Here is a 21,178-nt window from a genome sequence, read left to right as displayed (position 1 = left end):
AGATGACCGCGAAGATCGACGACTGGCTGCTGGAGATCCTGGCCTGTCCGGAAAGCAAGGCCCCGCTGCGTCTCGACGAGGAGGCCGGTGAGCTCGTCTGCGACGAGAGCGGACTGGCCTACCCCATCCGGGACGGGATTCCGGTGCTGCTCGTCGACGAGGCGCGCCGCATCGGTTAGCGCGTGTCCCCGCCCCTCGGTGGCGGGGCCGCCGGGCGCACAGGGAGGTCACGTGCCAACGGAATTCGACGAGCACCGTCTCGACGCGCTCGCCGAGGACCCCGGACTGGATCCCGGTGGCCTGCTGCGCCAGTTCGCCTCGGCCGCCGCGCAGGTGCGCGCGGCGCGCACGGCGGCCGTCGAGGCCGGCCTGCACCGGCTCGCCTCCGAGGGGCGCCCGCGTTCCATCGTCGTCGCCGGCGGCGGTGTCGCCGCGCAGGCCGGCGAGGTGCTGGCCGCGGTCCTCGGCAACGGCTGCCCGGTCCCCATCTCCTCGGTACGGGGCCACCGGCTGCCCGGCTGGGTGGGCGGCCACGACCTCGTGGTCGCGGTCGCGGCCACAAGCGGACACGAGGCCGCCGCGACCGTCCGGATCGCGGCCGAGGCGGTACGGCGCGGCTGCCGTTTCCTCGCCGTCGGCCTCCCCGGCGGGCCCCTCGCCGACCTCGCCGAACGGGCGCGGGCCCCCCACGTGGCGCTCCCGTTGGCGGGGGAGCCTCGCACCATGCTGTGGTCGCTGCTCGTGCCGCTGCTGGTCGCGGCCGGCCACCTCGGAGCCGCGGGGCTGCCCGAGACCGTCTACGAGGCGACCGCCGACCGGTTGGAGGAGACGGCCCGGCGCTGCGGGCCGACGGTGGAGACGTTCGAGAATCCGGCGAAGACCCTCGCCCTCGACGTGGCCGGGACCCTTCCCCTGGTATGCGGTGCCTCCCCGATCGCCGACCTCGCCGCCCGCGCCTTCGCCGACCGTCTCGCCGGAACCGCGGGCTATCCGGCGCTCACCGGCGCCCCGCCGGGGCTCGCCCGGGACCGGTACCCTCTCCTGGAGGGGCCTTTCGGCGCCACGGGGCCGCGCAGCATCTTCGACGACCCGGTCGAGGACGGCCGGGTCCGGATGCGCCTGGTCGTCCTGCGTGACGAGGAGGACGGGCTCCCCGAGGCGGCGGCGGAACTCGCCGCCGTCGAGCGAGCGGCGCACGAGCGGGGGACCCCCGTAAGTGGGATCGAGGTTCCCGAGGGACATCCCATGGAACGTCTGGCCGGTTTGATCGCTCTAACCGATTACGCCACTGTGTATCTTGCTGTGGCGTATGGCGCTGATCCGTTAGCAAATACTCTGGTCGTGCGCTAGCGCCCCCACGACCCCCTGGAGGAGCTTGATGCCCGGTTCCGGATCGCTGTTGCCGAACGATCCCACCGCGTTCGGCCGCTACAGCGTCGTCGGACGTCTGGGGCGGGGAGGCCAGGGCGTCGTCTACCTCGGCCGCGACCCCGAGGGCGACGAGTACGCCATCAAGGTGCTCAACGACCAGTGGGCCCAGGACGGCGAACTGCGTCGAAGGTTCGAGAAGGAGGTGCGCGCCGCCCAGAAGGTCGCCTCCTTCTGCACGGCCGCCATCCACGAGGCCAACCTCGACGACGACCCGCCCTACGTCGTCAGCGAGTACGTCCCCGGCCCGTCCCTGCAGGAGGCGGTCGCCAAGGAGGGGCCGCGCAAGGGCGCCGCGCTCCAGCGGCTCGCCGTCTCCACCGCCACCGCCCTCGTCGCCATCCACCAGGCCGGCATCGTGCACCGCGACTTCAAGCCGGGCAACGTGCTGCTGGGGCCCGACGGGCCGCGCGTCATCGACTTCGGCATCGCCCGTGTCGTCGACGGCACCGCGACGATGACCAACTCCATCGTCGGCACCCCCTCCTACATGGCCCCCGAGCAGATCGCCGGCACCGGAATCACCGACAAGGTCGACATCTTCGCCTGGGGCTGTGTCATGGCGTTCGCCTCGACCGGCAACGCCCCCTTCGGCGCCGACAGCGTCCCCGCGGTCGTGCACCGCGTGGTCAGCGCGCCGCCCGACATCGACGGCATCACCGGGCCGCTGCGGCCCATCATCGAGGACTGCCTCAACAAGGACCCCGAGCAGCGGCCCACGGCGCAGAAGCTCCTGATGCGGCTGCTGGGCCACGACGAGGACGACGCGCCGTCCCCGGCCGAGGCCATGGCCGAGGGGGCGCGGATCGCGGGCTCCCCCACCGGCGGGCAGCCACAGCCCCCGGCCTACACCCCGCTGTCGCACAGCGGCCCCCAGACGCCCTACCCGAACGCCTACCGGACGCCGCACGGCGGTCACCCGGCGACAGGCCCCCAGCAGGGGGGATACGCCCCCCACATGTCCCAGATGCCGCCCACCGGCGGCCATCCGGGGATGGGACGACCGCCGATGACCGGCCCCTCCACGCCCTACCCCGGCGCCCCCATCCCGCAGCGCAACGTCCCACGCGAGCCCGCCTACACGGGGCAGTCGCGCGGCGAGGATCCCGTGCTGTCGCAGGGGTGGGTCATCCCCGCGGTGCTCATCACGATCATCATCCTGCTGCTGTTGCTGGTTCTGACGGCCTTGGCCACCTGACCCCCCGGGGCTCAGCGGACCGCGGTCATCAACGCGCCGACAGCGCGCGACACCACGTCATCGGCGAACCTCTCCACGTCGGGCCAGCGCTCTCCGGCGCTGTCGGTGGGGATCAGGGTGACGCAGTCGGTCGAAGCCAGGTCGAGCGCGTCGCGCTCGCCCCGCTCGGACACCAGACGGCCGTCCGCGGTGACGGCGAGCACGCCGGTGGCCGGGGCGCCGACGTCTTGGACCGCGATGAGCAGGCGCAGTTCCCCCTCGTCCACCCGGACCTCCAGCGACGCCCACCAGCAACCGGGGCCGCGGGTGAACATCGCCCGCTCGGCGGCGGCGTCCAACCGCTCCCGGTGGCGTTCGTCGTCGCACACGTCTCCCGCGTCCACGCTCACCCGCGCGTCGGGGTCGATCTCGCGGGCGACGAGACGCAGCGAGGCCGAGGCGGCGCGCAGGTGCTCCAGCAGGCGCCGGTGCAAGGAGATCGCCAGGGGCGCGGTGTTGGCGGGCGGACGCGAGGAGGCGCGCGCCGTCCAGCTCAGCTCCCCGCGCAGCGCCGCCGTCTCCAGGTCCGCGAACAGCTCGACCAGGCCGGCCAGCCGCTCCTCCTCGCTGGGCCGGGACAGCACCTCTCCGTGGAGGGAGGCCAACCGGTGGTCCATGACCAGGGGCGGATAGTGGGAGCGGATGAGGGAGAGGGAGGCCACCGCCCAGGGGAAGGGGCCCAGGGCCCGGGGACGCGGGGCCGAAGAGGCGCGGAGCGCCCGGTCGCAGCCGAGCTGGAGGTGGGCGGCGCGGATGAGGGGGTGGGTCTCGACCGCGGCCGCCTCGGCGAGATCCTCACCGGTGTGTTCGAACGGCGCGTCCGGGCCGTCGGAACCGGGGAGCTTGCGGGCCAGGCCGTCCAGGTAGCCGGGGGTCAGGGGCTGGCCGGAGCGACACTCCTCGGCCATGGACACCAGCGCCTCCTCGTCGGCGCGCAACCGGTCGCGCAGGTCGTCTGCGATGTCGGCGGAGTCCCAGCCGAGGGCCGCCAGCCGCGCCGCGTCGGCCGCGGCGACCTCGGCCTGCCCGGCGAGGGTGCGCAGTTCGAGAACGTGCCTGCGGAAGAATCGTCGCCGCTCCTCGGCCCATTGGTGGTCGGGGCGGCGGGCCTGGTGGTCGGCCCACACCTCGCGGAGCCGGTCCAGGGAGATGAGACGCCTGCGGACGCCGTCGGGGAAGCGGGTCGGGGCGAGGTCATGGCCACGTCGCGTATTCACGAGTGTCACCGTAACCACGGCCGCAGCCGCGGAAACCTGGCCCGCCGTGTCCGAAGGTCATCTGCCGGTTCCGGTCATCGTGTGGTGACCACGGGTTCATCTGTGGTTGGCGTGCTCCGCCCCGGCCTGTAACAGGGGTGCGCGAGGATGGCCCGGCGCGCCGGAGGCCAGGACCCGTGTCACGGGGGAGGCCCGCGCGCCGTGATCGTTTTCTCCCTCCCTCACCGAGGCGGTGTCCGGCCGTGCGTGTCCTCTCCTCCCCTGTCGCCGTTCCCCCCGAGACCGGCACGGCGGTGGCGGAGCGTGGCACCGCGCGGACGGGGCGGGGCGGGCGCCGCCCCGAGATCCAGGGGCTGCGCGCCGTCGCCGTGGTGCTCGTGGCGGTCTACCACGTCTGGTTCGGCAGGGTCTCCGGAGGCGTGGACGTCTTCCTGCTGCTCACCGGATTCCTCATCACCGGGTCTTTGCTGCGCGCCGTCGAGCGGGACGGGCGGGTGGGATTCGCCGCCTTCTGGACCCGTCTGACGGGGAGGTTGTTCCCCGCCGCGGCGGTGGTCCTGGCCGGCGTGCTCGCCGCGACCGCGCTCCTCCTCCCGCAGGACCGGTGGCGTGACACGATCGCCGAGGTCGTGGCGTCGGCCCTGTACTACGAGAACTGGTACCTGGCGTTCAACGCCGTGGACTACCTGTCGCGCGGGGACGCGGTGAGCCCGGCGCAGCACTTCTGGTCCCTGGCCATCCAGGGGCAGTTCTACCTGGTGTGGCCGGTGCTGGTCGCCGTCGCCCTGCTGGTCGCCCGGCGCCGGGGGGCCGGTGTGCGCCGGGTGCTGCTGGTCCTCGTCGCGGCCGTGTTCGTGGTCTCCTTCGCCTACTCGGTGGTCATCACCGAGACGAACCAGCGCTGGGCCTACTTCGACACGGGGGCGCGCCTGTGGGAGCTCGCCCTCGGCGGCGTCCTGGCGATCGTGCTGCCCCGGCTGCGCATCCCCGGCCGGCTGCGGGTCGTGATGGGCTGGGTCGGACTGGTGGGCCTGGTGGCGTGCGGGATGCTGCTCCAGGTCTCGACGATGTTCCCCGGTTACGTCGCGCTGTGGCCGACCGGCGCCGCGGCGTTGGTGATCATGGCGGGGACGACGGGGAGCCGCTTCGGTGCCGACCGGTTGCTGGCCCTGCGCCCGCTGCACTACATCGGCGACATCTCCTACGCGCTGTACCTGTGGCACTGGCCGGTGCTGGTCTGCTACCTGACGGTGACCGGCAGGACCCAGGCGAGTCTGACCGGCGGGTTCCAGGTGCTGGCGCTGTCGTTCGCGCTCGCCGCCGCCACGAAGTGGCTCGTGGAGGGCGGGATGGGGAAGGTCATCGGGCCGCGGGCCACGCCGGCGCGGACCCTGGCGGTGGCCCTCGCCTGCCTGCTCCCGGTGACCCTGGCCGCCGGCGCCTGGTCGGCCCATCTCGCCGTGCAGCGGCACCAGGCCGAGACGCTCGCCGCCGACCCGGCCAACTACCCGGGGGCGGCGGTGCTCGCCGACGGGGTCCTGGACGAGCGGTTGCCCGACGTCCCGGTCCATCCCGCCCCGGTCGACGCCGCCGACGACCTTCCGGCCAGCTACGCGCTCGGCTGCAACCAGGGAATCGCCGGCAGCGAGGCCCTGACCTGTGAGTTCGGGGAACAGGAGGCGGAGCGCACGATCGCGCTGGTGGGGGGCTCCCACGCGGCCCACTGGCTGCCCGCGTTGCAGGTCGTCGCCGAGGAGAAGGGGTGGCGGGTCGTCAACATCACCAAGGGCGCCTGCCTGTTCACCCCCGCGCCGCAGCGCTACAAGGGGGAGGACTACACCTCCTGCGCGCGGTGGAACGACAACGTCATGGCCGAACTGGCCGAGCTGCGCCCCGACGTGGTCTTCACCACCGCCACCACCAGCAGCATCGACCCCGCGTCGGGCTATGACGGGGAGAGCGTGGTGGACGGGTACCTGGAACGCTGGGCGGAGCTGGGGGAGCTGGGGATCGACGTGGTCGCGGTCCGCGACACCCCGCGCCTGGACTTCGCGGCGCCCGAGTGCGTCGCCGAGCGGGGGGCCGACACGTGCGTCGGCACCGCGGAGCCCTCCCTGGCGCCGGTCTCGCCCCTGCAGGACCTGGAGGGGGTGTCCGGCAACGTGTCCTTCGTCGACCTGACCGACCACCTGTGCGTCGAGGGCAGATGTCCCGCGGTCATCGGCAACGTCCTCGTCTACTGGGACAACGCCCACTTCACCGCGACCTTCGCCCGTACCCTGGCCCCGGCCCTGGGGGCCGAGATCGAGCGTGCCACCGGCTGGTGAACGCGCGGGGCGGGGAGGGCGGGCCGGCGCCTACCGGGATCCCGGCCGTGACGCCGGTCCCGGGGGAGGGACGCCCCGGGGCTCGCTCGGCCGGGCGGGCTGCGAGCGGGCGAGCGAGCCGTGGGAGATCCGGGACGGGAAGCGCGGACCGTCCTGCTTCGGCGGCCCTCCGCCCCGGGGCCGCCGTGTCCGTGGACCGCGCTCGGTCTGAGGACGCGCCCGCGCACACGCCCGGTCGGTGAGCGTCCCGGCGCGGAGCCTATGGGCCGTCCGCTCACGGTGGGGCGGCGGGGGATCGGCCCGGCAGGGGGCCGGGGACGCCGAGGTCATGCTTTGCCGGCCGCGCTCCCGGCGTGGCAGGGGCCGGCCTCGGGCCTCAACGCCCCTGGCCGCGGAGCAGCCGCTGTGCCTTGCGCTGCTCGAAGTCGAGCGCGCGGGCCGGGGGAGGGGCGAGCCGGCCGAGCCGTTCGCCGTAGGAGCGGACCCGCGCCATCGTCGCGGGTTCGGCCAGGACGCGCAGCGCGAACGCCAGCGCGGCCGGGGTGATGTCGTAGTTGCGCTCCAGCTCCAGGCCCGCGGCGATCGTACGCAGGTCGGCCTCGCTGAACCTGCGGTGCCGGTGTCCCCGTCCGGTGGGCGGCTCCTTGGTCACCGGAAGCAGCCCCAGGGCCTCGCGGTAGCGCAGCATCCGGGCGGTCAGGTCGAGGCGTTCGGCGGCGGCCGAAATAGGAATGTCCCGCTCCATGCGAGCAATCTAACGAACAATTGTCAATTCCGCGCCCTGTGCGGTCCGACCCGCCGTCTCCGGCCCTAGACTTCAGGCGCACCCATAGGAGGAGATCGACGTCATGGCATTCGACTTCAAAGTCGCCGACCTTTCCCTGGCCGAGTTCGGCCGCAAGGAGATCCGCCTCGCCGAGCACGAGATGCCCGGCCTGATGGCCACCCGCGCCGAGTACGGCCCCTCCCAGCCCCTCAAGGGCGCCAAGATCATGGGCTCGCTGCACATGACCGTGCAGACCGCGGTCCTGATCGAGACCCTGGTCGCCCTGGGCGCCGAGGTCCGCTGGGTGAGCTGCAACATCTTCTCGACCCAGGACCACGCCGCGGCGGCCGTCGTGGTCGGCCCCAACGGCACCCCCGACAACCCCCAGGGTGTGCCCGTCTTCGCCTGGAAGGGCGAGACGCTGGAGGAGTACTGGTGGTGCACCGAGCAGGCGCTCACCTGGCCCGACGGTGAAGGGCCCAACATGATCCTCGACGACGGCGGTGACGCGACGCTGCTCGTCCACAAGGGTGCGGAGTTCGAGAAGGCCGGGGCGGTCCCCGACCCCTCCACCGCCGACAGCGAGGAGTACGCCATCGTGCTCGGGCTGCTCCAGCGCAGCCTGGCCGCCGACCCGCGGAAGTGGACCACGATCGCCTCCCGCATCAAGGGCGTCACCGAGGAGACCACCACCGGTGTCCTGCGCCTGTACGAGATGCAGCGCGAGGGCAAGCTGCTCTTCCCGGCGATCAACGTCAACGACTCGGTCACCAAGAGCAAGTTCGACAACAAGTACGGCATCCGCCACTCGCTGCCCGACGGCATCATGCGCGGCACCGACGTCCTCATCGGCGGTAAGGTCGCGGTGGTCTGCGGCTACGGCGACGTCGGCAAGGGCGCGGCCGAGGCGCTGCGCGGCCAGGGCGCGCGCGTCATCGTCACCGAGATCGACCCGATCAACGCGCTGCAGGCCGCGATGGACGGCTACCAGGTGACCGTGCTGGAGGACGTCGTCGAGACCGCCGACATCTTCATCACCACCACGGGCAACTTCAACATCATCACCGCCGACCACATGGCCCGCATGAAGCACCAGGCCATCGTCGGCAACGTCGGCCACTTCGACAACGAGATCGACATGGCCGGGCTCGCCCGCATCCCCGGCATCGAGAAGATCGAGATCAAGCCGCAGGTGCACGAGTGGCGCTTCGCGGACGGCCACTCGATCATCGTGCTGTCCGAGGGACGCCTGCTCAACCTCGGCAACGCCACCGGCCACCCGAGCTTCGTGATGTCCAACAGCTTCACCAACCAGGTGATCGCCCAGATCGAGCTGTTCACCAAGCCGTCGGAGTACCCGATCGGGGTGTACGTGCTGCCCAAGATCCTCGACGAGAAGGTGGCGCGCCTGCACCTGGACGCGCTCGGCGTCAAGCTGACGACGCTGACCAAGGAGCAGGCCGCCTACATCGGTGTGGACATCGCCGGCCCCTACAAGTCAGACCACTACCGTTACTAAAGCGTCCCGATCCTCTTCGATGCTGCCACCACACGAGATCGCGGACCTCGGCCTGGCCCAGGCCGGGGTCCGCCGCGTGGAATGGGCCGAGAAATCCATGCCGGCGCTGCGGGGCATCCGGGAGCGCTTCGAGCGGGAACGTCCGCTGGAGGGGATGCGGATCGCCGCGTGCATGCACGTGACCGCCGAGACCGCGGGCCTGCTCCGCGCGCTGCGGGCGGGCGGGGCCGAGGTCGCCCTCGCCGCCTCCAACCCGCTGTCCACCCAGGACGACACCGCCGCCGCGCTCGTCACCGAGTACGGGGTGTCGGTCTACGCGCGCTCGGCGATGGACCCCGCCACCTATGACCGCAACCTGGTCACGGTCCTGGAACAACGGCCCCACCTGCTCCTCGACGACGGGTGCGACCTGGTCAACATCGTCCACCTGGAACGTCCCGAACTGCTCGCCGAGGCGGTCGGCGGGTGCGAGCAGACCACCACGGGAGTGCTGCGGCTTCGCCGCATGAGCGCCGAGGGGGCGCTGCGGCTGCCCATGGTGGCGGTGAACGACACCGCCACCAAGCGGATGTTCGACAACCGCTACGGCACCGGGCAGTCGACCCTGGACGGCATCATGCGGGCCACCAACGCCCTGCTGGCGGGACGCACCCTGGTCGTCGCCGGGTTCGGGTTCTGCGGTCGTGGCCTGGCCGAACGGGCTCGGGGGATGGGGGCTCGCGTCGTCGTCACCGAGGTCGACCCGGTCAAGGCCCTGGACGCGGTCATGCAGGGCTACACGGTGCTGCCCATGGACGAGGCGGCCCGCGCGGGCGACGTGCTCGTGACCGTGACCGGCAACCGCGACGTGATCCGCGCCGAGCACCTGGCCGTGCTCAAGGACGGCGCGGTGCTGGCCAACGCGGGACACTTCGACATCGAGATCGACCTGGTGGCGTTGGAGGAGATGGCGGTCGAGGTGCGGCGGGGGGTGCGCGAGCACGCCGACGAGTACGTGCTCGCCGACGGCCGGCGCGTCGTCCTGCTCGCCGAGGGGCGCCTGGTCAACCTCGGCGCGGCCGAGGGGCACCCGGCCGCGGTGATGGACATGTCCTTCGCCGTGCAGGCGCTCAGCGTCGCCTGGATCGCCCGCAATCACGCGGAACTGGCGCCGGGGGTGCTGGAGGTCCCCGCCGAGATCGACGCCGAGGTCGCCGCGCTGGAGCTCGCCGCCCTGGGGGTGCGGATCGACACGATGACCCCCGAGCAGGAGGAGTACCTGGGCTCCTGGCGGCCCTGAACCGGCCCGGCCGGCGACGGGGGCGGAGCCTTATCCCGGGTAGGGCGGGGTCCGGCGCTGCCGGGCCAGCCGCTCCTCCTCGCGGCGGCGGCGCTCGGCCAGCACCGCCGCGAGGAAGTCCAGCGGGGCGGCGTGGGAGGGCGGGGGCGGGCTGACCGACCGGGCCACCTCCGCGGCGATCCGCGCGCCCATCTCGTGCCGCGCCTCCTCGGTGAGCTCCCCGTAACGCAGCACGTACTGACGCGCCGTCGCCGCGGTCTCGGCGGACAGGCCCGACAGTTCCGCGTGGCTCGCCCACTCCGCCAGGTGGGGAGGCATCATGATCGTCTCCTCGTGCCCGCGCGCCGAACGCTCCTCGACCACGAGCGTGCCCGCCAGGAAGTCCCCGATACGCCGGCCGTCACGGTTGATCAGGGAGGTGATGAGCGCGGGGACACCGCTGAACAGCCAGATCTCGACGAACGCGCACAGCGCCCGCGCCAGCGCCTGACGGAACCGCTCGGGCGAACCGTCGGTGCCCACGACCCGCAGCCCCAGCGACAGTTTGCCGAGCGAACGGCCCCGGGTGAGGGTCTCGAACGCGGTGGGGTAGCCGATGAGCACCAGCACCACGACCGCGAGCTGGACGGACGCGGTGGCGGCGGCGTCCAGGCCGTTTCCGACGAGCACGGTCAGGACCGACAGCGCGATCAACAGCGCCACCTGGACGAGCACGTCGATCAGCAACGCGAGCATCCGCGTGGCGAATCCCGCCGGACGCAGGTCCAGCACGACCGCGTCGCCGGTGACCAGGTGGGTCTGCTGGTAGTGGCCGCCACCGCCCGGATACGCCACGGTGCCTCTCCCGCTTCACTCGGCTGCCCTCTTCTTCCCAGTCTGTCAGGACCTGACAGGGGAACGGACCATTCAGGACCGGCGAGGAACACCCCGCATGCCGATCATCCCCACGGTCAGTAGAGTCGAACACGTGGATCTCGACGTCTTCGCCGCCGCGCACCGCCCCGACTGGGACCGACTGGACGAATTGGTGCGCCGCAGGCGCCGGTTGTCCGGCGACGAGGTGGACGAACTCGTCGAGCTGTACCAACGGGTCTCCACGCACCTGTCGGTGGTCCGCTCCTCGGGGCACGATCCGGTGCTCACCGGCCGGCTGTCGGGTCTGGTCGCGCGGGCCCGTTCGGCGGTCACCGGCGCGCACGCCCCCGCCTGGCGGGACGTCGCCCGCTTCTTCACCCGGACCTTCCCCGCGGTGGTCTACCGGCTGCGCTGGTGGTGGATCGGGGCGACGCTGGGCACGCTCGCGCTCTCCTTCGCCCTGGGCACCTGGATCGCCCTGGACCCCGAGGCGCGGGCGCTCCTCGGCACCCCCGAGGACATCCGCGCCTACGTCGAGAACGACTTCGAGAACTACTACGTCGAGTATCCGGGCGCCTCGTTCGCGGCCCGGGTGTGGACGAACAACGCCTGGGCCGCCGCCCAGGCGCTCATCTTCGGCGTCTTCCTGTGCGTGCCCACCCTGTACGTGCTGGCCCTCAACGGGGCCAACATCGGGGTGGCCGGAGGGCTGATGTTCGCGCACGGCAAGGGGGACGTGTTCTTCGGCCTGATCCTGCCGCACGGGCTGCTGGAGCTGACCGCCGTGTTCGTCGCGGCGGGGGTCGGGCTCAAGCTGGGCTGGACGATCATCGAACCGGGGGCGAGGCCGCGGCTGCGGGCACTGGGCGAGGAGGCGCGGCCGGCGATCGCGGTCGCGTTGGGCCTGGTGGTGGTGTTGTTCATCTCCGGTCTGATCGAGGGCCTGGTCACCGGCTGGGTGCACATCACCTGGCTGCGCATCGGCATCGGCGTGGTCGCCGAGGCGCTGTTCCTCGCCTATGTCTTCACGTTGGGACGTCGCGCGGTCCGGGAGGGCGAGACCGGTGACATCGAGGACGCGCCCGCCGCGGCCCCGGTCGCGGGCTGAGCCGGGACCCGCGGGGTGGCGGCCGGGGCGGGGGCCGCGCACGGCCGTACCGCCCTCGGCCCGGCCGCCGGTGAGCGGCCCGGGAACCGGCCGCAGTGCGCGCAGGCCCTCTGGGACGGGGCTTTCACGCCGAGAGAAGCGCCGGGCCTTTGCCGGGCGTCCGTCCCCGTGAAGCGGCCCGTGGAGGTGGCGCCCGCCGGACCATCGCGCGGCCCCGCGGGCGCTCGGCTCACGGGACTCGGCTCACGGCGCGTTCGACGAGGGCGGCGATCGTCTCCTCGGCCTTCTCGGTCAGTTCGGTCACGGCGTAGGAGGTCGGCCACAGCCCGCTGGGGTCGTCGAGGCCCGCCTCGGTGGTGAACCCGAACGTCGAGTAGCGCTCCTTGTCGACCCCGCCGCTCCGGAAGAAGCAGACCACCTTCCCCTTCCGGGCATAGGCCGGCTGCCCGTACCACAGTTTCGGCGTCAGCTCCGGGGCGGTGCCGGTGACGATGGCGTGGACACGTTCGGCCACCGCGCGGTCGGGCGGCTCCATCTCGGCGATCTTCGCCAGCACGTCGAGTTCGCCAGCGGCGGCTCTGCCGCCACGTCCGCGGGCCGTCTCCCTCTTCAGCTCCGCCGCGCGTTCCCTCATGGCGGCACGCTCCTGCTCGGAGAAACCCTCCGGCCGCTTACCGTTCTGTCCCTCGGTGTCCACGCCCATGGTCGTCCTCCTCCTGCTGCTCGTGACCGGTGTGGTGCGCTCGCCACGCTAGCCCCGCCGGGACGGCCGGTGCTTCTTGATTCCTGACCACCAGAGGCCCTTCCCAAGCCCGTGGCGTCCTCGACGAGGACGCGGGAGAGCGCCCGCCCGATCCGAACCGCCGCGCGACGTGGACCGGGGCTCCGCGACCGGGACCCGCCGCATCCTTCCGGATGGGCGCGTGACCGGCGGGCCGGGACGAGGCGTGGGATGATGGCACCCATGGCTAACAGGCGCGCTGAGGAACAGCGGTTGCGCGACATCGCGGTCATCCGGCGGGTCCGTGACCGGATCGACCGCGAGTACGCCAAACCCTTGAACGTCGAGGCGCTGGCCCGCGGCGCGCACATGTCGGTCGGCCACCTGAGCAGGGAGTTCCGCCGCATCTACGGCGAGTCGCCGTACTCCTACCTGATGACCCGGCGGATCGAGCGGGCGATGACGCTGCTGCGCCGCGGGGACCTCAGCGTCACCGAGGTCTGCTTCGCGGTGGGCTCGTCCTCGCTGGGCACCTTCAGCACGAGGTTCACCGAGCTGGTCGGCGTGCCCCCGAGCGTCTACCGCCGCGACCACGCGCAGGCGGCGGCGGGCATCCCGCCCTGCCTGGCCAAGCAGGTGACCAGACCGGTCAGGAATCAAGAAGCGCGCGTCCGGTAGCCACGTCTAGCGTGAGGGGCATGGAGATCACCATTCACCACGCCTTCCTCCCGCACACCGACGCCGAGGCCGCCCTGACCTTCTATCGCGACATCCTCGGATTCGAGGTCCGCAAGGACGTCGGCTACGAGGACATGCGCTGGATCACCGTCGGACCGGTCGGACAGCCCGGGACCTCCATCGTGCTGCACCCGCCGGCCGCCGACCCCGGCGTCACCGAGGACGAGCGCCGCACCATCCTGGAGCTGATCGCGAAGGGCACCTACACCGCGATCACCCTGGCCACCGACGACCTCGACGGCCTCTTCGAACGGTTGACGGCCGCCGGCGTGGACGTGGTCCAAGAACCCATCGACCAGGGCTACGGGGTCCGCGACTGCGCCTTCCGCGATCCGGCCGGCAATCTCGTCCGCGTCAACCAGCTCGCCTGAACAGGGTTCGCGAGGGGCCCGACGAGACCACCCACCCCGACTTCACGAAGGAACCACCCGCATGGCGCTTTCACTCGACGCCATCGCCCTCGGCGTGCCTCACGTGGAGGCCGCCCACGCCTTCTACACCACGGTGTTCTCACCCACGGCCATCGGCGACGGACAGGATGCCGGCCTGGACCTGCACGGCACCGGACGCCTCCTCCTGCGCCAAATCGACGCGCTCGCCGCCGACGCCGGCATGAGCCCGGACACGTCAGGTTTCCGTGGTTGCGTCCTGTCTGTCATCGTCGACCAGCCCGGCGAGGTCGGAACCCTCCTCGACGCCGCCACCGCCAACGGCGCGACGGTCGTCAGACCGGCGAAGAAGCGGATCTTCGGCGAGTTCACCTCGGTCTACCGGGCGCCGGACGGGGCGGTGTGGAAGCTGGCCGCGGCCGCCAAGAAGGACACCAGGCCCTCCGATGCGCCGGTGCGGCTGACCGAGACCGCGGCCTACCTCGGCGTCACACGGCCCAAGGCGGCCAAGCTCTTCTACGAGGCGCTGGGCATGGACGTCGACCGGGACTACGGGGACAAGTTCGTCGACTTCACCGTCACCGACGGCGTGTGCCGCCTGGGTCTGCTGCCCCGCCCGGCCCTCGCCAAGGACGCCGGCGTCGACGAGCGCGGCCACGGCTTCCCGGCCGTCGTCCTCACCCACGTCGCCGCCTCCCGCGAGGACGCCATCACCCTCCTCAAGGCCGTGGAGCCCGCCGGCGGGCGGGTCGTCACGGCGGAGGCGCGGACCGGGCAGGGGGACTACGTCGGATACTTCACCGACCCCGACGGCCAGCACTGGGCGGTCACGGTAGGCGCGTGACAGCCGCCGCTCACCGGCCCTGTCCCACCACGGGGAGACAGGGCCGGTCCCGCCGCTACAGCCGTCCCTGGGCCTTCAGCGACAGGTAGGCGTCGGCCAGCGCCGGGGCGATGCGCTCCGGCGGCGCGTCGACGACCTCCACACCGCGCCGGCGCAGCTCCGCGGTGACGTGACGGCGCTCCAGCAGCGTGCGCTCCGCCGCGGCGGCGGCGTAGACCGACTGCGCGTCCCCCCGCCCCTCGGCCATCTCGGCCACCCGGGGGTCGCTCACCGCGGCGACGAGCACGAGGTGGCGGGCGGTCAGGGCGGGGAGCCGGGGTAGCAGGCCCTCGTGCAGCGCGGTGGCGTTGAGGTCGGTGAACAGCACGACGAGCCGCCGGCCCGACCCCGTTCGGCCCAGGATCTCGGCGACCATCCCCGCCGTGTCGGCCTCCACCAGCTCCGGTTCGAGGGTGGCCATGGCCTGGACGAGGACGGGCACCATGGTCCCGCGGCCCGTGCCGGTGACCCGGGCGCGGGGCCGGCGGTCATAGGCCAGCAGGTCGACCCGGTCGCCGGCCTTCGCGGCGAGCGCGGCGAGCAGCAGCGCGGCGTCCATCGAGTGGTCCAACCGGGGGGTGTCACCGACCCGGCCGGCCGAGGTCCGGCCGGTGTCCAGCACCAGCAGGATGCGCCGGTCGCGTTCGGGACGCCAGGTGCGTACCACGACCGCGTCACGCCGGGCGGTGGCCCGCCAGTCGATGGACCGGACGTCATCGCCCGGAACGTACTCGCGCAGCGAGTCGAACTCGCTGCCCTGCCCCCGGACCAGCGCGCGGTGCTGACCGTCCAGTTCGCGCAGGCGCGACAGCTTGCCCGGCAGGTGGCGCCGGCTGTGGAACGGCGGCAGCGCGCGCACCTGCCAGGCGACCGCGTGGGTGCACTGCCGCGCGGCCAGGCCGAGCGGGCCGATACTGCGCACGGTCACCCCGGCCGCCTGCTGGTCGCCACGGCGCGTCGGCGTCAGTTCGGTGGCGAGCAGGCGGCGTTCTCCCGCGGGGATCACCACGTCATGGGCGCGCGGCCGGGCCTGCGCGCTGGGCGGCCAGGCGTCGCGCACCCGCGCGCGCATCCGGCGCCGGGTGGGGTTGGCGACGACGAGCCGTACCGTCGCGGTCTCGCCCAGGCGCACGGAGGTGTCGCCGGCGCGCTCGAACGTCACCGCCCGCGCGCTGGCGGCGAGCAGCAGGTCGGCGAGGATCGCCAGCGCGGGAAGGGCGAGAGCGGCCCACAGCACCCACGTGCCGGTCGATCCCGCGATGAGCACGAGCAGCAGGCCCGCGAACGCGAGCAGGACCGCCCGTCCAGTGATCGCCATCCGTCGTCTTCCTTAACTCGTCACCGGCCCGGGGCCGATCCGGGGGTCAGCGGGGGACCGGGACCGCGGCGAGAACGCCGTCGAGCAGACCGTCCACGGTCGCCCCCTCCAGTTCGGCCTCGGCGCGCATCGCGACACGGTGGCGCAGGGTCGCCTTCGCCAGGGCCTTCACGTCGTCGGGCGTCACGTAGTCGCGGCCGGACAGCCAGGCCCACGCCCGGCTGGTGCGCAGCAGCGCGGTCGCGCCCCGGGGGGAGGCGCCGAGCAGCAGCGACGGCGATTCGCGGGTGGCCCGGCACAGGTCCACGATGTAGCCGAGCACCTCGGGGGCGACCCGGACCGCGGCAGCCGCCGCGCGCGCCGCCCGCAGCTCCGCCGCGCCTGCGACGGCGCGCACGCCCGCCACCTCCAGGTCGCCCGGGTCGAACCCGGCGGCGTGCCGGGACAGCATGTCCACCTCCTCCGCGCGCTGGGGGAGCGGGACGATGAGCTTGAGCAGGAAGCGGTCGAGCTGGGCCTCGGGCAACGGGTAGGTGCCCTCGTACTCCACCGGGTTCTGAGTCGCGGCCACGACGAACGGGTCGGGGAGCGGGCGCGGCCGCCCCTCGACGGTGACCTGGCGTTCCTCCATCGCCTCCAGCAGCGCGGCCTGGGTCTTGGGCGGGGTGCGGTTGATCTCGTCGGCGAGCAGGATGTTGGTGAAGATCGGCCCGTCGTGGAACTCGAAGTTGGAGGTCCGGGTGTCATAGACCAGCGACCCGGTGACATCGCCGGGCATGAGGTCGGGGGTGAACTGGACGCGCTTGTGGTCCAGCGACAGCGCCGCCGACACCGCCCGGACCAGCAGTGTCTTGGCGACGCCGGGAACGCCCTCCAACAGCACGTGGCCGCGGCACAGCAGCGCGATGACCAGGCCGGTCACCGTCTCTTCCTGGCCGACCACGGCTTTGGCGACCTCGTCGCGCAGCGCGGTCAGCGCCGTCCGTGCCTCCTCGGCGGACGGCTGCCCCTCGGTGGTGTAGGCGGTCACGGCTGAGGCACCTCTCTGTTGTGGTGGTCGGGCACGCCCGCTCGCGGGCCCGTGGACGGACCGGGAGCGGTCCGGGAGCCTGGACCCGTCATCGCAGGGAGCCCTCGATCCTGTCGAGTTCGTCGGCGAGTCGGACCAGTGCGGCGTCGTCGACGGAGTGGGGGTCGCCACCCTCGTCCGCCGGATCGCCGTAGAGCAGGACGAGCAGCCGGTCGGGGGACTCCCCGGTGCGCTCGGCCAGCGCCTCGGCCGTGGCCTGCGGCGTGGAAGCGGCGTTCAACCCCAGGAGCGGCCGCACCCGGTCGAGGAATCCGGCGCGCAGGGCCGCCGCCGCGCGGTCGCGGGCGCGCCGTGCCGCGTACAGGCCGGCGCGTCCCTCCGTCGTCTCCGAGGCGCGCACCACGACGGGGAGCCGTTCGGCGACGAGCGGACCGAGCCGCCGGCCGCGCCACAGGGCGAGCAGCGCCAGCGCGAACGCCAACGGCCACACCGACAGCCTGATCCCCTGGGGGAGCAGCTCCCACAGGGTCGCGTCTCCCTCGGCGACCGGAACGTCGGGGTGGAGCCAGACCACGTCGCGCCCGCCGACCAGGTTGAGCGCGAGCGCGGCGTTGCCCTCGCGGTCGAGGTGGGAGTTGCGCAACGGGGCGCCGGTGCCCAGCACCGTCACCGTGCCCCCGTCACCGGAGGAGCGGACCAGGGCGGCGCCCTCCGGCGCCGGATAGCAGGCCAGGCCCTCCTCGACGGCGTACAGCTCCCCGCCGGCGTCGGCGGGCCCCGCCGCGCGCGCGGCCGGTAGCCCGCATCGGGGCGACAGCGTGCCGGCTTCGACGCGGCCGGACACGGCCACACCGGGGGCCAGCGCCTCCAGCGCCGCGGTGGTCGGCTGGACGAGCAGCCGGTCGCCCGGGGCCGCGGCGAGGCGGTCGAGCTCCTCGGGGAGCAGCCGGTGCGACTGGGTGAGGATCAGCACGGTCCCGGGCCCCAGCGACTCCACGGCCTCGGCGGTGTCGCGCGCGATGGTCACCTCGCCGCCCCGCTCGCGCAGGACCTCGGCGAGGGCCCGCGCGCCTTCGGGAACGGGGGAGTCGGGGTCGAGGTCGCCCTGGGGATAGGGACGGGACCCCAGGGAGAGGACGACGGCGATGACCGTCAACGCGAGGAGGAAGCCGAGCGGGCCGCGGACACGGCGCCACAGGTCGGCGGCGCTCGTCGAGGTCACCGTGGGCGGAGGCGCCATGGGAGGGGCGGCGGTCACCGTGTCACCTCCCGGCCGTGGTGGGGACGGGCCGTTTGGATCCGCTCGTCAAGGTCGCGCAGCACCGCGTAGGAGTCCGCGGTGGCCACGCGCTCACCGTAGCGGACGTCGTTGAAGACGTCGGCGGCGGCGCGCAGGGCGCCGCGCTCGTCGGGGAGCGCCGGGGAGGCTTCGGTGGCCAACTCGGTCGCCGTGCGTCCCGCCCGCGGCAGGACGATCGCCCGGTCCTCCAGCTCGCGGCTGATGGCGCGCAACCGCTCCACGATGGCCTCGGCGTAGGCGCCGGCCTCGGCGTGCCGCTCGGCCAGGGCGCGGTGGCCGGAGGCGCTCAGCGGCGTGTCCTGGTCCACCTGCGCCCCGCGCCGCCGGGCGCGGCGGGCCGGCCGGGTGTGGACGAGGAGGGCGACCAGCAGCACGGCCAGCACGGCGAGCAGCGCCCCGAGCGCCCACCAGCCGCCGGGGACGCTGTCGCCGATGCGGCGGGTGAGCTCCTCGATCCAGTCCATGACCCGGGTGTAGATGATCTCGATGAGGCTGGGCTCGGAGCGCTGGTAGATGTCCTTGGACAGCTCTTCTCGGGCCGCCCGCGCCCCCTCCTCGCGGCTCACCTCGGCGGCGTGCGGGAGAGGGCCGCTCAAGCCGGGGCTCCCGGGTACGGGCCGACCGGGCCCGAGGGGGCGCCGGAGGGGTGGTACCCGCCATCGGTGAGGTACACCTCGGCGCCGGCCCGCTCGCCCGGACGGGTCGCCGAGCGCAGCCGGAGGTCCAGCCCTTCGCGGCGCATCCGCAGGTCGACGTAGAGCAGGGTCACCGCTCCGGCGGTGAAGGGGCTGGTGACGGCACCGGACAGGACCATGCCCAGGTAGTACGAGGCGGAGTCGGCGACCGGCATCCACGCGGCGTCGGGGGCCAGGAAGGTGAGGGCCAGCGAGACGAGCGTGAACGGGGTCGCCAGGAGGTTGGCGACGATCCCCGCGATGAACTGGACGAGCAGGAGGATGCCGAACACCCGCCACCAGCTTCCGCGCGTCAACCGCCAGGAACGCCCGAGCGCGCGGCCCGGGCCGATGCGCTCCAGCACCACCACCGGCATGGCCAGGGCGGTGCGGATGTAGACCCACGCGCCGAGCGCGATCACGGCGGGGATCCCGATGACGGCGGTGACCGCGATCAGCCACGGGTCGACCAGGGCCGACAGGGCGATGACCGTCAGGACCAACGCCAGGACCACCGTCCACAGCAGGGAGAGCAGGAGGAACAGTCCGCCCAGGCCGAGGAGCGCGCCGATCCGGCCCCGGAGGGCGTCGATGGCCCCCTTCAGGGTGACCCGCCGGCCGATCACCGCCAGGCCGATCACCACCGCCAGCAGTCCGTTGAGGATGTAGCCGGCGATGAGGGAGAGGAGCGCCCCGCCGTAGACCCCGATCAGGCTGAAGGAGGAGAACGGGAAGGCGCCGACGTCGGCCGCCGGATCGGCCACGAGGGCGTCGAGGTAGGAGGTGTACTCGTCCATGAACGAGCCGAACCCCACCGCCGGGAGCAGGCTCGCGATGGCCATGACGATGACGGACAGCCCCAGCGTGGCCTTGGGGTTGTGCCGGATGTAACTGAAGGCGCCGTTGAAGATGTCACCGAGCGTCAAGGGGCGCAGCGCGACGACGCCGGGCTTGGGGTCGGGGGGTGGAGGGGACCAGCCCGCCCCGCCGTGGTGGGGCTGCTGCCAACCCGGCCCACCGGGCTGGTGCGGCGGCCACCCCGCGCCGCCCTGGTGCGGGGGCGGCCAGCCGGGGCCGGGGGCCCCCTGCGGGCCGGGCGCGTTGGGCTGCGGGACGGGACCGCCGGGAGCCGCCCAGCCACCGGTGGCGCCACCGGGCGCACCGGAGGGGCCAGGAGCGGACGGGGAGGGGTGGTCGGGTCGGTCTCCAGGGGCCCGCCAAGCCTGACCGTCCTCCTGGGGCATCGGTCCTCCCGTTGGTTCCATCGGCAAGGCCGCAACGCGGCCGTCGGATTACCCACGTTATGTGAGTTCAACCTAGCGTCGGACCCCACCTACCGCACGGAGGGTTCGTTCCATATCGGAACGGCGACGTTGTTCATTCTTTTTGTATGCTTTCGTTATCTAGCGACCGTGCCCTCTGGCAGCCCAAACCCCCGCTTCGCGGGAGTGGCGGACCGGACGGAGGGAACCGGAGGGGGAACCCGCAGGCGCTGTGGGCCCGTGGGAATCCCCCGCCGCTGTGTGTGGTCATCGGGGCAACCCTGCCCGAGGGCAAGGCCGATGATGGCAAGGTTAGGGACGGAAGGTCGCTCCACGGGGGGACCCGGCAGAAGAGATCGAACGTTTTCGCCGTTTGAGTGTCCGGAAAGGAGAAGGCGCTCGCAGGTCCGCCCCGCGGGGCGGAGAGCGCCGGAGAATCGATGAAGGGACGCGTACTGGTCGTCGACGACGACCTCGCTCTCGCCGAGATGTTGGGCATCGTCCTCAGAGGCGAGGGTTTCGAGCCGTCGTTCGTACACGACGGGGACAAGGCCCTGGAGGCTTTCCGGGAGACCAAGCCGGATCTCGTGCTGTTGGACCTCATGCTGCCCGGAACCGAGGGCATCGACGTGTGCCGCCAGATCCGCGCCGAATCGGGTGTTCCCATCGTGATGCTCACCGCCAAGAGCGACACGGTGGACGTCGTGCTCGGCCTGGAGTCCGGCGCCGACGACTACATCGTCAAACCGTTCAAGCCCAAGGAGCTCGTGGCGCGTATCCGCGTCCGGCTGCGCCGCACCGAGGAGCCGGCTCCCGAGGTGCTCCAGATCGGTGACATCACGATCGACGTCGCCGGCCACTCCGTGCGCCGCGACGGCCAGCCCATCAGCCTCACCCCGCTGGAGTTCGACCTGCTGGTCGCCCTCGCGCGCAAGCCCCGCCAGGTCTTCACCCGCGAGGTTCTGCTGGAGCAGGTGTGGGGCTACCGCCACGCGGCCGACACCCGCCTGGTGAACGTCCACGTCCAGCGGCTGCGCGCCAAGATCGAGAAGGACCCCGAACACCCCGAGGTCGTCGTTACCGTCCGCGGCGTCGGCTACAAGGCCGGCGGCGCCTGACGGAAGGTC

20 protein-coding genes are annotated in these 21,178 nt (G+C 72.8%); 11 read left to right on the top strand and 9 right to left on the bottom strand.

Annotated elements, in window-relative coordinates; genetic code table 11:
• Nucleotides 1–2: 2 nt before the first annotated feature.
• From B5D66_RS11165 to B5D66_RS11155, 3 genes are read left to right on the top strand one after another with little or no spacing between them, the layout of a single operon-like run.
• Nucleotides 3–179, top strand: coding sequence for a Trm112 family protein (locus B5D66_RS11165; RefSeq protein ID WP_078761615.1), 177 nt, complete (start codon nucleotides 3–5; stop codon nucleotides 177–179).
• A gap of 52 nt (nucleotides 180–231) precedes the next feature.
• Nucleotides 232–1,350 (top strand): SIS domain-containing protein, encoded by a 1,119-nt coding sequence (locus B5D66_RS11160; protein WP_078761614.1) that lies wholly within the window; start codon nucleotides 232–234, stop codon nucleotides 1,348–1,350.
• A gap of 28 nt (nucleotides 1,351–1,378) precedes the next feature.
• Nucleotides 1,379–2,626 carry a serine/threonine-protein kinase gene (locus B5D66_RS11155; protein ID WP_078761613.1) on the top strand — a complete coding sequence of 416 codons (1,248 nt, stop codon included), beginning with the start codon at nucleotides 1,379–1,381 and terminating at the stop codon, nucleotides 2,624–2,626.
• A gap of 11 nt (nucleotides 2,627–2,637) precedes the next feature.
• Here B5D66_RS11155 and B5D66_RS11150 read toward each other — a convergent pair whose 3' ends face one another.
• On the bottom strand, nucleotides 2,638–3,882 hold the full coding sequence (locus B5D66_RS11150; protein WP_078761612.1) for a hypothetical protein: 1,245 nt from the start codon (nucleotides 3,880–3,882) through the stop codon (nucleotides 2,638–2,640).
• Nucleotides 3,883–4,124: 242 nt separating this feature from the next.
• On the opposite strand from B5D66_RS11150, the gene B5D66_RS11145 reads away from it, so the two are divergent.
• The gene (locus B5D66_RS11145) at nucleotides 4,125–6,209 is read left to right on the top strand and encodes an acyltransferase family protein (RefSeq protein WP_327308353.1); all 2,085 of its coding nucleotides are present in this window, start codon (nucleotides 4,125–4,127) and stop codon (nucleotides 6,207–6,209) included.
• 376 nt (nucleotides 6,210–6,585) lie between these two features.
• On the opposite strand, the gene B5D66_RS11135 is transcribed toward B5D66_RS11145, so the two are convergent.
• On the bottom strand, nucleotides 6,586–6,954 hold the full coding sequence (locus B5D66_RS11135) for a MerR family transcriptional regulator (RefSeq protein ID WP_078761610.1): 369 nt from the start codon (nucleotides 6,952–6,954) through the stop codon (nucleotides 6,586–6,588).
• Nucleotides 6,955–7,057: 103 nt separating this feature from the next.
• On the opposite strand from B5D66_RS11135, the gene ahcY reads away from it, so the two are divergent.
• Entirely contained in the window at nucleotides 7,058–8,494 is a 1,437-nt protein-coding gene (gene ahcY, locus B5D66_RS11130; RefSeq protein ID WP_078761609.1) for an adenosylhomocysteinase, read from the top strand.
• Nucleotides 8,495–8,513: 19 nt separating this feature from the next.
• Nucleotides 8,514–9,773 carry an adenosylhomocysteinase gene (locus B5D66_RS11125; protein ID WP_078761608.1) on the top strand — a complete coding sequence of 420 codons (1,260 nt, stop codon included), beginning with the start codon at nucleotides 8,514–8,516 and terminating at the stop codon, nucleotides 9,771–9,773.
• 30 nt (nucleotides 9,774–9,803) lie between these two features.
• Here the strand turns inward: B5D66_RS11125 and B5D66_RS11120 are convergent, their stop codons facing one another.
• On the bottom strand, nucleotides 9,804–10,607 hold the full coding sequence (locus tag B5D66_RS11120; RefSeq protein WP_078761607.1) for an RDD family protein: 804 nt from the start codon (nucleotides 10,605–10,607) through the stop codon (nucleotides 9,804–9,806).
• Between the two features lie 133 nt (nucleotides 10,608–10,740).
• On the opposite strand from B5D66_RS11120, the gene B5D66_RS11115 reads away from it, so the two are divergent.
• A complete protein-coding gene (locus B5D66_RS11115; protein WP_078761722.1) occupies nucleotides 10,741–11,736 on the top strand; it encodes a stage II sporulation protein M in 996 nt (331 codons plus the stop codon).
• 229 nt (nucleotides 11,737–11,965) lie between these two features.
• Here the strand turns inward: B5D66_RS11115 and B5D66_RS11110 are convergent, their stop codons facing one another.
• A complete protein-coding gene (locus tag B5D66_RS11110) occupies nucleotides 11,966–12,439 on the bottom strand; it encodes a DUF1801 domain-containing protein (RefSeq protein ID WP_078761606.1) in 474 nt (157 codons plus the stop codon).
• A gap of 261 nt (nucleotides 12,440–12,700) precedes the next feature.
• On the opposite strand from B5D66_RS11110, the gene B5D66_RS11105 reads away from it, so the two are divergent.
• The 3 genes from B5D66_RS11105 (at nucleotide 12,701) to B5D66_RS11095 (ending at nucleotide 14,428) form a co-directional block, all read left to right on the top strand.
• Nucleotides 12,701–13,135 carry a helix-turn-helix transcriptional regulator gene (locus B5D66_RS11105; RefSeq protein ID WP_078761721.1) on the top strand — a complete coding sequence of 145 codons (435 nt, stop codon included), beginning with the start codon at nucleotides 12,701–12,703 and terminating at the stop codon, nucleotides 13,133–13,135.
• Between the two features lie 20 nt (nucleotides 13,136–13,155).
• Nucleotides 13,156–13,566: a VOC family protein gene (locus B5D66_RS11100; protein WP_078761605.1), complete on the top strand. Its 411-nt coding sequence runs from the start codon at nucleotides 13,156–13,158 to the stop codon at nucleotides 13,564–13,566.
• Nucleotides 13,567–13,627: 61 nt separating this feature from the next.
• Nucleotides 13,628–14,428, top strand: a complete 801-nt coding sequence (locus B5D66_RS11095) for a VOC family protein (RefSeq protein ID WP_078761604.1) — start codon at nucleotides 13,628–13,630, stop codon at nucleotides 14,426–14,428.
• Nucleotides 14,429–14,483: 55 nt separating this feature from the next.
• Here B5D66_RS11095 and B5D66_RS11090 read toward each other — a convergent pair whose 3' ends face one another.
• The 5 genes from B5D66_RS11090 to B5D66_RS11070 form a co-directional block, all read right to left on the bottom strand.
• A complete protein-coding gene (locus tag B5D66_RS11090) occupies nucleotides 14,484–15,785 on the bottom strand; it encodes a DUF58 domain-containing protein (protein ID WP_078761603.1) in 1,302 nt (433 codons plus the stop codon).
• A 46-nt stretch (nucleotides 15,786–15,831) separates the two neighbouring features.
• The gene (locus tag B5D66_RS11085) at nucleotides 15,832–16,815 is read right to left on the bottom strand and encodes an AAA family ATPase (protein ID WP_078761602.1); all 984 of its coding nucleotides are present in this window, start codon (nucleotides 16,813–16,815) and stop codon (nucleotides 15,832–15,834) included.
• Nucleotides 16,816–16,903: 88 nt separating this feature from the next.
• On the bottom strand, nucleotides 16,904–18,055 hold the full coding sequence (locus B5D66_RS11080; protein WP_078761720.1) for a DUF4350 domain-containing protein: 1,152 nt from the start codon (nucleotides 18,053–18,055) through the stop codon (nucleotides 16,904–16,906).
• 14 nt (nucleotides 18,056–18,069) lie between these two features.
• Entirely contained in the window at nucleotides 18,070–18,711 is a 642-nt protein-coding gene (locus B5D66_RS11075; RefSeq protein ID WP_235000923.1) for a DUF4129 domain-containing protein, read from the bottom strand.
• Nucleotides 18,708–20,033, bottom strand: coding sequence for a DUF7847 domain-containing protein (locus tag B5D66_RS11070; protein ID WP_078761601.1), 1,326 nt, complete (start codon nucleotides 20,031–20,033; stop codon nucleotides 18,708–18,710). Before B5D66_RS11070 ends, B5D66_RS11075 begins: the two co-directional genes overlap by 4 nt.
• Before the next feature lie 458 nt (nucleotides 20,034–20,491).
• Here B5D66_RS11070 and mtrA point away from each other — a divergent pair, with 458 nt between their 5' ends.
• Nucleotides 20,492–21,169, top strand: coding sequence for an MtrAB system response regulator MtrA (gene mtrA, locus B5D66_RS11065; protein ID WP_078761600.1), 678 nt, complete (start codon nucleotides 20,492–20,494; stop codon nucleotides 21,167–21,169).
• Nucleotides 21,170–21,178: the final 9 nt, after the last annotated feature.

This window comes from Marinactinospora thermotolerans DSM 45154, assembly GCF_900167435.1.
In the GTDB taxonomy this organism is placed as follows: Bacteria; Actinomycetota; Actinomycetes; order Streptosporangiales; family Streptosporangiaceae; genus Marinactinospora; species Marinactinospora thermotolerans.
This window is presented reverse-complemented; position numbering and strand designations above follow the sequence as displayed.